This window comes from Larkinella humicola (assembly GCF_008727875.1).
Taxonomy (GTDB): Bacteria; Bacteroidota; Bacteroidia; order Cytophagales; family Spirosomataceae; genus Larkinella; species Larkinella humicola.
The window spans coordinates 76574-88099 of the sequence record NZ_VTWS01000002.1 but is presented as its reverse complement, the minus strand read 5'-3'; the positions used below and the strand labels follow the sequence as shown (position 1 = coordinate 88099).

Below are 11526 nucleotides of genomic sequence, written 5' to 3'. Positions count from 1 at the left end.
TCATGGATGGGTTTCAGGGGGGATCGGCTGCTTCACGGCAATTGGTAGGCCACCACATAATCCCCCAGTTTCGTCCCCAGCTTGCCGTGGCCTCCGGCGGCAATGACCACGTATTGCTTTCCATTGAGCTGGTACGTCATGGGCGTGGCCTGTCCACCGGCGGGCAATGGAACCTCCCATTGCAGGCTGCCGTCGCTGGTTTTAAATGCCCGGAAATGCCCGTCCAGTGATGCGGCTACGAAAACCAGCCCGCCCGCTGTGGCAATGGCCCCGCCAAAGTTGATCGAACCCCATTGTTTCGCTTCCGGAAACTGACGCGGATCGAGCATGAAGCCTAGTGGTACTTCCCATTCCAGCGTACCTTTCTTGAGATTAATAGCCGCCAAGGTTCCCCAGGGCGGAGCGGTTTGCATTGTTAAACCGGTTTCCGCTTTAGCAAACAGATAGCTGCGTTTCATCACGTAGGGCGTGCCGGACTGCATACCGGTTTCGGCCCGCATCAACTCCTGGTCGTTTTTGACCGATTGCGCCAATTGAGCCCTCGGAATTAAGGTGATGACCGCAGCCAGTCGGTTGACATTGGTAATCAGCAAACCGGATTCGGGGTCATAACACATCCCGCTCCAGTTGATCCCGCCCACATTGCCCGGTGCAACGAGCGTGCCTTTGAGCGAAGGGGGCGTAAAAGGACCTTCGTAACGTAGGGCGGCAATCCGGCGTTGGGCGGCTGCCTTGGCGTCAGGTGTCAGGCCCCAGGCTTCCGGTTTTTGCAACCCCAGCAGGGGAAGCGTCGCCGGAAAAGGCTGGGTGGGATGCGCTTCTTCCCCCACTATATCGGACACTGGAACGCGCCGTTCCTCGACCGGCAGCAGCGGAAGGCCGGTTTCGCGGTGCAGGATAAAAACGTGCCCCATCTTCGTGCCGACGGCCACTGCCGGAACCGGTTTTCCGTTCTGGTTATACGAAAACAGCAGCGGCTGGGCCGCATTGTCATAATCCCAGAGGTCGTGGTGAACCGTCTGGTAACTCCACACTACTTTTCCGGTGGAAGCCCGGATGGCGACGATGGAACTGGCGTTGGCGTTTTTGCCCAATCGCTCTCCGCCGTAATAATCCGGGCTGGGCGAGGTGGTAGGAATGAACACCAGATCCCGTTCGGCATCCGCCGAAATGATCGACCAGGCGTTGGCGGCACCGGTTTGGGTAGCATTGGGTCCTTTCCAGGTCTCGAAACCGGGATCGGTTTTGGAACGCGGAATGGGGTCCCAACTCCAGCGTAATTTTCCGGTGAGCGCATCGTAGGCCCGAACGACGCCCCGTTCGTAATTGAACCGCTGGTTATCACCCATCGACGACCCGACAACGATGGTGTTGCCGATAACGGCGGGGGGCGAGGTGACGCTGATGTTGCCGACGCCCTGCCGCAGATCGACGGTTCCGTCTTTTCCGAACGAAGAAACCGGCTTGCCGGTTTTGGCATCCAGCGCAATAAGCCGACCATCCAGTGTGGGAATCAAAATGCGTTTGGCGGCACCGGAAGCGGTTTTATCGTTGGAAGCGGGCCAGACCGAAACGCCCCGCGAGGTGATTTCGGAGAGATCCTGTCGCAAATAGACTTCCGGATCGTACGACCATTTTTGTTGCCCGGTGGCGGCATCGATGGCAAAAACCCGCGACGAGGGGGTGCTGAAAAAGAGCGTTCCGTCGATCATCACCGGAGTGGCTTCAAAAGCCGCTTTTTCGTCGGCGCTCGTGCCTTTGTACTGTTCCAGTTCACCCGTTCGGAACGTCCAGGCCAAGGTTAACTGGTTGACATTGCTGGCATTGATTTGTTTCAGGGGAGAAAACCGCATGCCGCCCGGATCGTTGCCGTAAGCGGGCCATTCGACCGAGCCGCTGGATTGCGGTTGCCCAATGGCGGGGAGGGCTGCGTAAAGAAAAAGAAGCGTTGAAAGGAGGTAGTTCATGGGAATGGTTTCTTCCGAAATAGACGGTTTTATCTGGATGAATAAAGCCAATGCCAGCGCACTGGTCGGAAAATGCGCTGGCTGCCTGGCTGGGACAAAGATGGCCGTCTGCGGGCGCTAAACCGCCATTTTCCGATCGTCAAGAAGTTCACGCCGACCGGGACGAAGTCGCCGTGGCCCGAAATTGTGCCGGTGTCTGCCCCGTCAGCCGCTTAAACGCCGTGTGAAAAGCCGAGGTGGAATTATAGCCCACCCGCTCGGCAATCTCATCGATTTTCAGGTTAGCGGTACCGGAATCCTGTAACAATTGCTGCGCTTCACGCACCCGGTAAGTCGCCAGCAGATCGAAGAAACTTTGCTCCAGCCGGTCGTTCAGCAGTTGCGAAAGATGATGGGGGGACGTTCCGAGTTGTTGGGCCAGTTTGGGCAGGGAAAGATCGCTTTGGAGATACGGTTTTTCGTCCTCCATCAATCGCGTCAGCTTTTGCAAAACCGCTTCTTCCACTTCTTCCGACAGCGCCGATTTCTCGTACTTTTTGCGGGGTGATGGGGCTTCGGGTTCCGGATCGGGTTCTTCAACGAAGAAATTGGACCCTCGCATCACCAGAAAACTGGTGGTATAAATAAGCAGGGTGAGGTAACAGGCCAGAATATAATCGCCCAGATCCTCATAAAATTGGGGTTTAATAAAAACCGCCAGAATGGGGAAAGACAAATTCAGGAGAATCAGGTTTCGAAGTTGGGCCAGTTGGGTCGGTGCGGCCTGAAACAACGAAAGTCCCCGTCGGCGAAACGTTTTGCGAATATCGAGGAAAGAGAAGAAGGCATAGATCGCGCAACTTAACATGGTCATTTCACTGACGTAATCGCGCAGGTTCGTGAAATCTTCCGACAGGTATTCGTCGCTGTCTATATACGCTAGTTCGGGGTGATACGCATGGAGGTATGAGTTGTATTTAAATTCGATGGGTTGGTAGAACCAGGTGATGGAGTTGATGGCCCAAATGACGGCGGGCAGCACGTGCCACAACCAACGCTTCGGCAGCCGTTGGTGGAGCCGGGCGAAAACAAAGAAAAAATACAGCGGGCCGAGCGTAAAATTGACCGGTTCTGAAAAGTCGATCAGCCAGAGCACCTGGAACATGTAATTTGTGTAGCACAGGAAAATTTCGGCAATAATAGCCGACAGACCCAGCATAAACCAGCCGATGCACCGGTTTGAAACCACTCGCCCCCGTTCGCCCGTCAGGAAAAAGATGCCGAGAAAAATTCCCTGGGCCACTCCCAGCAGAATAATCAGAGCAAACCAATCGAGGTGAACCGGCAATGTCTTCATAGGCGATAGCAATGCGTTCGTAAGATACAAAAAAGACGGTGCAGGTGTTTACAATCAAAAAGACCTGCAAGGTTTTAAAAACCTTGCAGGTCTACATCAAACCATACAGACAAGACCTGTCAGGTTTTTAAAACCTGACAGGTCTACGTGATCGTTATTTAACGTCCAGCCCAAACGGCAGACGGGCCTGAATTCCTTCCATCCGTTTCAGCGTCTTGAGGTATTTGACGTAAGGAGCCAGGTCGCCGAGGGTGGCCTTCATGCTTTCCTCGTCGCTGCCGGTGAAAGTTTTGACCAGTTCTTCAATGGCGTTTTTCTTTTCCGGCGTATACCGGACGCGGTAGTCACCCGCTTCCAGTTTAGCGGCTTTGGCGGCCAGTTGAATGGCTCTGTCCAGCCCGCCCAGTTCATCAACCAGCCCGTTGGCTTTCGCCTGAACACCCGACCAAACCCGGCCCGACGCCAGGGCTTTCAGGCTGTCGACCGACAGCTTGCGGCCCTGAGCGGCTTTGCTGGTGAAAATCTCGTAACCCCGGTTGACGCTTTGTTGCAGCACATTCTTTTCGAAAGGCGTCATTTCGCGGGTGAAAGACGGAAAATCGGAGTGTGTATTGGTCACCACCCGGTCGTAGGTGATACCCAATTTATCCTTGAAGAACCCTTCTGTGTTGAACAGCATCCCGAAAATGCCGATGGAACCGGTAATCGTATTGGGTTCGGCCACAATCTGGCGGGCGCCCATCGCCAGGTAATACCCGCCCGAAGCTGCATAATCGGACATCGACGCAATCACCGGTTTGGCTTTGTTGGCCAGCACGATTTCGCGCCACATCACATCCGACGCCAGTGCACTGCCGCCCGGTGAGTTGACCCGAATGACAATGGCTTTCACTTTTTCGTCCAGACGCGCTTTCCGGATTTGCTCGGCCACGCGATCGGAAGCGATGTTTTCGTCGTCTTTTCCGGACACAATTTCACCATCGGTTACAATGACGGCAATGCGGTTTTTGATGTTTCCTTCTTCGACGTATTTCTTGGCATTTTCGTATTTCCCCAGCGAAACGAAGTCGATTTTTTTCTTTTCATCCACTTTCAGGGACTTGCGAATGTCGGCCTCCACCTCGTCGTAATAGGCCACTTTCGTCACCAGTTTGGCTCTCATTGCATCTCCGGCGGTTTGAATAGAGAGGTCGTCGGCCAGTTTCTTCAATTCCGGAACCTGCAAACCCCGGCTTTGGGCGACATTCGCCAGAAAATGATTGTTGAGGGAATTCAGGAAAGACGTGGTTTGTGCTTTGTTGGCTTCACTCATATCCTCCCGAATGAAGGGTTCGACGGCACTTTTGAATTCGCCGACCCGGAAAATTTCCGGTTTGATGCCCAGCTTGTCGAAGGTGCCTTTGAAAAACGTGTATTCGGCATCCAGACCGTTCCACTCCAGGGCGCCGGCCGGATTCAGGTAAATATTGTCGGCTACGGAAGCGATGTAATAGCCTTTTTCGGTCATCACCTCGCCGTAAGCCACAACGAATTTCTTCGATTTTTTAAAGTCAATGAGGGCGTTCCGGATTTCTTCGAGCGATGCCCAGCCCGTTTGGGGGTATTCGGTCTGGACATAAACGCCTTTGATGTTGGGATCCAGTTTGGCGTTGGCCAGCGCCTGTTTCAGGTCGATCAGGCCAATCACATCGCCGGATGAATTGAAGGGGCCAAAACCGCCAAATGGGTTTTCAACGCCGATTTCACGGATCGGGCTATTCAGGTTGAGCTTCAAAACGGAATTTTCCTTCACCGATACTTCATCGCCGGATGCCGCTGAAAAAGCGGACCCGATTGCCAGCACCATCAGGAAGGCCACGAAGGTGAAAAGCAGTATACCGACGACGGTTGCAAAAACGTATTTAAAAAACTGACGCATGTTTTGGGTTGACGACTGACGATTAGTGAATTAGAAACTGGAAAAAAGACAAGCGATGTGAGACTTGCGAGGGTACGTCGTAAGTCACTTCCAATGGTACCATTTCATGTATTTACATCTAAAGCAATAAGTTACATGAAACGGATTGAAATTCACACCGGTTTCATAACAAAAATAAAAAGGAGACGGCTCCCCATCTCCTTACTTTATGTTGAATGTGACTATTTGAGGAAGAGTGGAAAACAGAACGGAAGGGAGGAAAGCCACCCGTCAGCCAGTCCGCTTTTTTTCCCGTTCATTCGTTCCGATTATTTCGCCTGGTTCCGAATCAGCAGCCAGTAGTCTTCTATCGACCGGCGAATGACTTCGTGGGCTTCCTGCCGACCATAGACATTGACGATTTCGCACGTCATTGGCTCGCCGGGTAAGTTTTTGTACGTCAGGAAGTAGTGTTTCAGGCGTTGCACCACACTGTCGGGCAGTTGACTCAGGTCTTCGTAGCCTTTATACATCCCGTCACCTTTCAAGATGGCGATGATTTTGTCGTCGGCTTCACCTTTGTCGAGCAAGCGAAAACCGCCAATGGGGATAGCTTGCAGAATAATGTTTCCGTGGGTAATGGCGTGTTCACTCAGCACGCAGATGTCGATCGGGTCACCATCGCCTTTTTCGATCTCACGACCGGAGCGTTCGCGGGCCAGGGAGGCCACCTGCTCGTCGCAATACGTCATCGGAATGAAGCCGTAGAGCGCCGGAACGATGTTGGAATATTTCTGCGGGCGGTCGATTTTCAGATAGCCCGTTTCTTTGTCAACTTCATACTTCACCGTGTCGGTTGGTACAATTTCAATGAAAGCCGTCACTTGTTCCGGAGCGTTTTCACCGATTGGAATCCCATGCCAGGGATGTGCTTTAAATTGATTGTTCATACTTTTTTATAGTCGAGTAACTAAATGCGGTTGGTTTTATCTTTGTAAATGGCTGGTATGGTTGAAAATGGTTCTATGGTTTTAAATGGTTGGATGGCTGAGGATGGTTTTATGGTTGTAAATGGCTATATTTTGAGGTGGTCGCGGGTGTATTTGATTTGCTGATTGATCAATTTGGGTAGTTGAGACAAGCGGGAATGGATATGGTTGAATTGTTGCTCGTCCACCAGATTTCTACTTTGAGCTTTGCGGATCCAGTCAAGCGATTCTTTAATGGAGCCCGATGAAATAAAGTAAAACCGGATCTTATCATTGCGTCCATGACGGCCATACCCTTCGGCAATGTTGGCAGAAATACTGTCGACGGCTCTGACAAATTGTTTACCAATGGTGTCTTTGGCAAACGGACTCCACTCAAGAACCAATTTCCAAACCTGATTACTTAGATCAAAAGCAATTTTATAGACTTCTAAATCCGTAACATCAATGTATTTCGGTTGATCCGTACCCATCAGCTCTCTTTAACCATTTAGCACTTTTCAGCCATTCAGCCCCCAACCTGATCGGCGATTAAATAATCCCCCGTTTTGTTGGTCGATTGCCGTACCAGCATTTCCCCCAAAAAACCGGCCAAAAATAACTGAACGCCGAGGATAATTGCCACTAAAGCCAGAAAAAACAGCGGATTATCGGTCACATTGCGGTACTTCAGGCGATTGGCAATGTTATATATCTTTTCGCTGATGAGGTAAATCGTAATGATGGTCCCGATAAAAAAGGACAGGGTTCCGAAGCTGCCGAACAGGTGCATCGGCCGACGGCTGAATTTATGCACAAAGGCGATGACGAGCAAGTCCAGAAAACCGTTGATGAACCGGTTGAGCCCGAACTTTGTCGTTCCGTATTTGCGTGCCTGATGCTGCACCACTTTCTCACCAATCTTGTGAAAACCGTTCCATTTGGCCACAATCGGCAGATTTCGGTGCATTTCGCCGTACAGGTTCATCGACTTCACCACCGCCTGGCGGTAGGCTTTGATGCCGGAATTGAAATCATGCAGGTGAACGCCCGACACCCAGCGGGATACGGCATTAAAGAACTTCGTGGGGACGGTTTTGGTCAGCGGGTCGTAGCGTTTCTGTTTCCAGCCCGACACCAGGTCGTAGCCATCGACGGTAATCATGCGGTACAATTCCGGGATTTCGTCGGGGCTGTCCTGTAAATCGGCATCCAGCGTAATGACAACCTGTCCGTTGGTTGCCTGAAAACCGGTTTGGAGCGCGGCTGTTTTGCCATAATTCCGCGTAAACCGGATGCCCCGCACCTGCGGGTTCCGGTCGGCAAGCCGGGCGATGACCTCCCACGATCGGTCGGTGCTGCCGTCGTCGACAAACAGAATTTCGTACGTATATCCCTGCTCCGTCATCACCCGCACAATCCAGTCGTGCAGTTCGGGCAACGACTCTTCTTCGTTGTAAAGCGGGATAACGATGGAAAGTTGGCGTTTGTCAGTCATAAAAATACGGGCTAAACACGGCCGAAATAAAGCGCAGGCAGGAATCATTTCTGCAACTTCGCAAGGCCCGGTGTTCAGGATCGGTTCTCCAAAGGTCGTAAGGATTTTAGAAATTCAGATAAAAAGGTTGCAATAACTGACGGAATGATTCCGTATAGAGCTTTCCATCCGGGTTGAAAATGGACAATTGCTCGCTTTTCGGAGGGCTAAACCGGTTGAAACCAAAACCGGCGACGGTTCTAAAAACCGGTTTTAGGTCATTATGCCGTACTTCGAGTTGTTGATACGGATGCAAACCGGCTTTTTCGGCAATCACGGCCAGTCGTTGCATTTCAAAAGGCGGCAGCAAAACCCAGAATTGTGCCTCCGGTTTCAACAGACGGACGACGCTGGCAATCAATTCTTCAAACGGTAGTTCGTCGTTGTGTAACGCCCGGTTGACGGACTGGTCGGGCGATCGCAGATGGTTGGTATAAAACGGCGGGTTGCACAGAATGCGGTCATATGGCTCGGACGAAAACGTTTGAATCCGGCTCTGAATCACCCGAACCTGATCCGAAAACGGGCTATCGTTCACATTTTCAACGGCTTGTCCGAAAGCTGCCGGATCAACTTCCACCGCATCGATCCGGGCCGTGGGATTCCGTTGAGCCGCCATGAGCGCCAGCAAACCCGTCCCCGTTCCGATGTCCAGCAACCGCCCGCCGGTTCCCAGTTCCGCATACGCCCCCAGCACGCACGAATCCGTGCAAACCTTCATGGCCGCCCGGTTCTGGTGAATGGTGAATTGTTTGAAGCGAAACAAAGGGAGTTAAGAGTTAAAGATTAAAAGTTAGCCAGATCGTTAAAACTCTTCATTCTTAACCGCACGGGCGGCCCCGTCATAACTCTTAACTACTTCCGGCCAAAGTCGGCGGGGTTTTCGCCCCAGTATTCGGTTTCCCATTTCAAGATTTTGTTAAGGAAGTTGTTGGTTTTCAGCCAGTTTTCGGCCCGGTCGATCAGCTCGAACAGGTGGGCATTTCGGGCGGTTTCTTCCAGTTTGGTGTTGGCTTTCTTTTTCAGTACCCAGCTAATAGCCGTCCGGGAATCGGAATAAATGGGCAGATTGCTGTTGCGCTGTTTCAACCATGCCAGGGCGTGAACGATGGCCAGAAATTCGCCGATGTTGTTGGTGCCGTCGGGATGAGGGCCCTGATGGAAGAGGAGTTGCTTCGTGGTGGCATGCACACCCTGGTATTCCATGTCGCCGGTAGCTGTGTTCCAGGCGGCATCGACGGCAATGCTGTCGGCGATGGGCTTGCCAACAAATAGCTTCTGGCTTTTGCCATCGGTTCCCGGCCCTTTGCCCTGCAAATGCAGATGCGGTTTTTCGCCCAGCGCTTTGTCGGCCACCGTGCGGCTTTCAAACGATTTGTACAGAGCGCCGGGAAAATTCTGAATCTGCTCCTGACAGCCTTCCCAGGTATCGTAAACTCCTTTTTGCCGCCCTTTCCAGACGACGTAATATTTGGGCGATTTCGCCATGGTGTATCCGTTCAAGAAAGCCGCAAAGATACAAACTGGAAAGAATGTGTATCCGCGGCATTGGCAAAAACGAAAATCACAACAAAATAACGCCCTGATTGTTAGGTGTAAAGAGGTTGAAATTAAACAATTTGGGGGCCATAGGGTAAAAAAAAATAAGTATTTTGCCACTTCGACGCAACTAAAATTGTCTCCTATTCGTAGGTAACTCAATTTTGCAGATTAATTAACCCACATCGTTCGTAGCTATAAATGATTCTGGTACTTTACGCACTCCTTGGCCTAGCAGCCCTTTACATCATCCTGCTGCTGGTAATTGTATTGAACACCCAAAAAGTTTGCGAGTGTAGTCACTGCCACACGGCCATGCACCTGGAACGAACGAACAGGCCCCTTTACGTTCGCCGGCTTTATGACTACCTTCCGCTCAAGTATTTCCGTTGCCGGCGTTGCCATCGTACGTTTTATTTGAACAAGAACACGCCGGATTCGGAACCGGAAAGCATGAAAGATTCGGCTCCCAAACCGAAAGCCTCCTACACGTAGGGACACAGTGGTGTGGTGGACATCAATCTCCTGATTCCGAGCGGAGTCGCTGTACAGAAAAGTCTAGCTGTGGAGAGTTGGGTTCTCTTCCATCTGCCCCCGGATCAGGCGTAATTTCCGGTTTAAATCCCGGAGTTCACCCTGGTATTTCCGATACGTGGCCGGATCGCTGCTTTTGAGAGTGTCGTTGTGGCTGTAATGCACTAATAGGGCATTCCTGCGGGCGCTCAGCCGCTGGTAAAGTTCGCTGGTAGGGTTCATTGCTCTGTTGTTTTTAGGAATACGATGAAGGATCTGCCGCGCACCCTTCATAAACTATAACGATCGTTTTGCTACATAGTACGTACCGCTTATCAAAAAATACTATCGCTTATCACAAGGAATACAAAATAAATAGCATTTACATTCAAAAAGCCGCCCCATTTGGGGCGGCTTTTTGAAAATCACAAGGAAATCGTGGTACGTTACAATCGCTCGATTTTGGCTCCAATCGCGTTGAGTCGTCCGTCGATGTTTTGATACCCCCGGTCGATTTGCTCGATGTTGTCGATAATGCTTTCGCCTTTGGCCGAAAGAGCGGCAATCAGCAGGGCAACGCCCGCACGTATATCGGGTGACGACATCCGAATGCCTTTCAGTTGCTGCTGGCGATTCAGACCAATGACCGTGGCCCGGTGCGGATCGCACAGAATCATCTGGGCACCCATTTCAATCAGTTTATCCACGAAGAACAACCGGCTTTCAAACATCTTCTGGTGTACGAGCAGCGTGCCTTGGGCCTGAATGGCCGTGACGAGCACAATGCTGAGCAAATCCGGTGTGAAACCGGGCCAGGGCGCGTCAGAAACCGTCATCATGCCGCCATCCAGAAAACTCTCGATCTGGTAGTGCTCCTGCGCCGGAACGAAAATGTCGTCGCCCCGAAATTCCATCTTGATTCCCAGCCGTTTGAAAACGTCGGGAATGATGCCCAATTGCGGAATCTGGCAGTCTTTGATCGTTATTTCCGACTGCGTCATGGCAGCCAGACCGATGAATGATCCAATTTCGATCATGTCGGGCAACATGGTGTGATCGGTTCCGCCCAGTTTGTCGACGCCCTCGATGGTGAGCAGATTGGAAGAAATACCGCTGATTTTGGCGCCCATGCGATTCAGCATCGCGCACAGTTGCTGCAAATACGGTTCACAGGCGGCATTGTAAATCGTCGTGGTGCCTTCGGCCAGCACGGCAGCCATCACCACATTGGCGGTTCCGGTAACGGAGGCTTCGTCCAGCAGCATGTAGGTGCCTTTCAAATGGCTGGCATCGACATGGTACATACCGCTTTCGTCGGAGTCGAAATTGAACTTGGCACCCAGTTTTTCAAAACCCAGAAAGTGCGTATCCAGTCGCCGACGGCCAATTTTGTCGCCACCGGGCCGCGGAATCCGTCCGGTTTTGAAACGGCCCAGCATGGGCCCCAACAGCATGACCGAGCCACGCAGGGCTGACGCTTTTTCGCGGTAGTCGGCCGTGTCCAGAATGGAAATATCGACCTGATCGGCCTGAAAACGGTACGATGACGGAGATAACTGCTTGACCTGAACGCCCAGATCGCCCAAAAGTTCGATCAATTTGTTGACGTCACGGATGTCAGGAATATTATGAATGGTAACCGGCTGATCAGTCAGCAAAACCGCACACAGAATCTGGAGTGCTTCGTTTTTAGCGCCCTGCGGGCTGATTTCGCCTTTCAAATGTTGGTCACCGGCAATTCGGAAAGAAGCCATATGGGGTGTTAAGAA

The 11526-nt window shown here is 51.8% G+C and carries 11 protein-coding genes; 1 reads left to right on the top strand and 10 read right to left on the bottom strand.

Going from position 1 to position 11526, the window contains the following annotated elements; translation table 11 throughout:
* Positions 1-32: 32 nt before the first annotated feature.
* The 8 genes from F0P93_RS08450 to F0P93_RS08415 all read right to left on the bottom strand — a co-directional run bounded on the left by F0P93_RS08450 (position 33) and on the right by F0P93_RS08415 (position 9193).
* On the bottom strand, positions 33-1967 hold the full coding sequence (locus tag F0P93_RS08450; protein ID WP_150875952.1) for a pyrroloquinoline quinone-dependent dehydrogenase: 1935 nt from the start codon (positions 1965-1967) through the stop codon (positions 33-35).
* 148 nt (positions 1968-2115) lie between these two features.
* Positions 2116-3303, bottom strand: a complete 1188-nt coding sequence (locus F0P93_RS08445; RefSeq protein WP_150875951.1) for a helix-turn-helix transcriptional regulator — start codon at positions 3301-3303, stop codon at positions 2116-2118.
* A 154-nt stretch (positions 3304-3457) separates the two neighbouring features.
* The gene (gene sppA, locus F0P93_RS08440; RefSeq protein ID WP_150875950.1) at positions 3458-5221 is read right to left on the bottom strand and encodes a signal peptide peptidase SppA; all 1764 of its coding nucleotides are present in this window, start codon (positions 5219-5221) and stop codon (positions 3458-3460) included.
* Between the two features lie 308 nt (positions 5222-5529).
* The gene (locus F0P93_RS08435) at positions 5530-6150 is read right to left on the bottom strand and encodes an inorganic pyrophosphatase (protein ID WP_150875949.1); all 621 of its coding nucleotides are present in this window, start codon (positions 6148-6150) and stop codon (positions 5530-5532) included.
* A 125-nt stretch (positions 6151-6275) separates the two neighbouring features.
* Positions 6276-6662 (bottom strand): four helix bundle protein, encoded by a 387-nt coding sequence (locus F0P93_RS08430; RefSeq protein ID WP_150875948.1) that lies wholly within the window; start codon positions 6660-6662, stop codon positions 6276-6278.
* Between the two features lie 35 nt (positions 6663-6697).
* Complete coding sequence (locus tag F0P93_RS08425; protein ID WP_150875947.1) at positions 6698-7666, bottom strand: glycosyltransferase family 2 protein; 969 nt, start codon at positions 7664-7666, stop codon at positions 6698-6700.
* Positions 7667-7772: 106 nt separating this feature from the next.
* Positions 7773-8471 (bottom strand): tRNA1(Val) (adenine(37)-N6)-methyltransferase, encoded by a 699-nt coding sequence (locus F0P93_RS08420; protein WP_150875946.1) that lies wholly within the window; start codon positions 8469-8471, stop codon positions 7773-7775.
* Between the two features lie 89 nt (positions 8472-8560).
* Positions 8561-9193 carry a ribonuclease H1 domain-containing protein gene (locus F0P93_RS08415; protein WP_150875945.1) on the bottom strand — a complete coding sequence of 211 codons (633 nt, stop codon included), beginning with the start codon at positions 9191-9193 and terminating at the stop codon, positions 8561-8563.
* A gap of 252 nt (positions 9194-9445) precedes the next feature.
* Between F0P93_RS08415 and F0P93_RS08410 the strand changes: the two genes are divergently transcribed.
* On the top strand, positions 9446-9739 hold the full coding sequence (locus tag F0P93_RS08410) for a hypothetical protein (protein ID WP_150875944.1): 294 nt from the start codon (positions 9446-9448) through the stop codon (positions 9737-9739).
* Between the two features lie 63 nt (positions 9740-9802).
* On the opposite strand, the gene F0P93_RS08405 is transcribed toward F0P93_RS08410, so the two are convergent.
* Positions 9803-10000: a hypothetical protein gene (locus F0P93_RS08405; RefSeq protein WP_138989508.1), complete on the bottom strand. Its 198-nt coding sequence runs from the start codon at positions 9998-10000 to the stop codon at positions 9803-9805.
* A gap of 203 nt (positions 10001-10203) precedes the next feature.
* Positions 10204-11511 (bottom strand): UDP-N-acetylglucosamine 1-carboxyvinyltransferase, encoded by a 1308-nt coding sequence (murA, locus tag F0P93_RS08400; protein ID WP_150875943.1) that lies wholly within the window; start codon positions 11509-11511, stop codon positions 10204-10206.
* Between the last annotated feature and the right edge of the window lie 15 nt (positions 11512-11526).

Bases quoted from the DNA above. Each gene is read 5' to 3' on its own strand.
- F0P93_RS08450 (WP_150875952.1), bottom strand. From the start codon at position 1,967: ATGAACTACCTCCTTTCAACGCTTCTTTTTCTTTACGCAGCCCTCCCC.
- F0P93_RS08445 (WP_150875951.1), bottom strand. From the start codon at position 3,303: ATGAAGACATTGCCGGTTCACCTCGATTGGTTTGCTCTGATTATTCTG.
- sppA (WP_150875950.1), bottom strand. From the start codon at position 5,221: ATGCGTCAGTTTTTTAAATACGTTTTTGCAACCGTCGTCGGTATACTG.
- F0P93_RS08435 (WP_150875949.1), bottom strand. From the start codon at position 6,150: ATGAACAATCAATTTAAAGCACATCCCTGGCATGGGATTCCAATCGGT.
- F0P93_RS08430 (WP_150875948.1), bottom strand. From the start codon at position 6,662: ATGGGTACGGATCAACCGAAATACATTGATGTTACGGATTTAGAAGTC.
- F0P93_RS08425 (WP_150875947.1), bottom strand. From the start codon at position 7,666: ATGACTGACAAACGCCAACTTTCCATCGTTATCCCGCTTTACAACGAA.
- F0P93_RS08415 (WP_150875945.1), bottom strand. From the start codon at position 9,193: ATGGCGAAATCGCCCAAATATTACGTCGTCTGGAAAGGGCGGCAAAAA.
- F0P93_RS08410 (WP_150875944.1), top strand. From the start codon at position 9,446: ATGATTCTGGTACTTTACGCACTCCTTGGCCTAGCAGCCCTTTACATC.
- F0P93_RS08405 (WP_138989508.1), bottom strand. From the start codon at position 10,000: ATGAACCCTACCAGCGAACTTTACCAGCGGCTGAGCGCCCGCAGGAAT.
- murA (WP_150875943.1), bottom strand. From the start codon at position 11,511: ATGGCTTCTTTCCGAATTGCCGGTGACCAACATTTGAAAGGCGAAATC.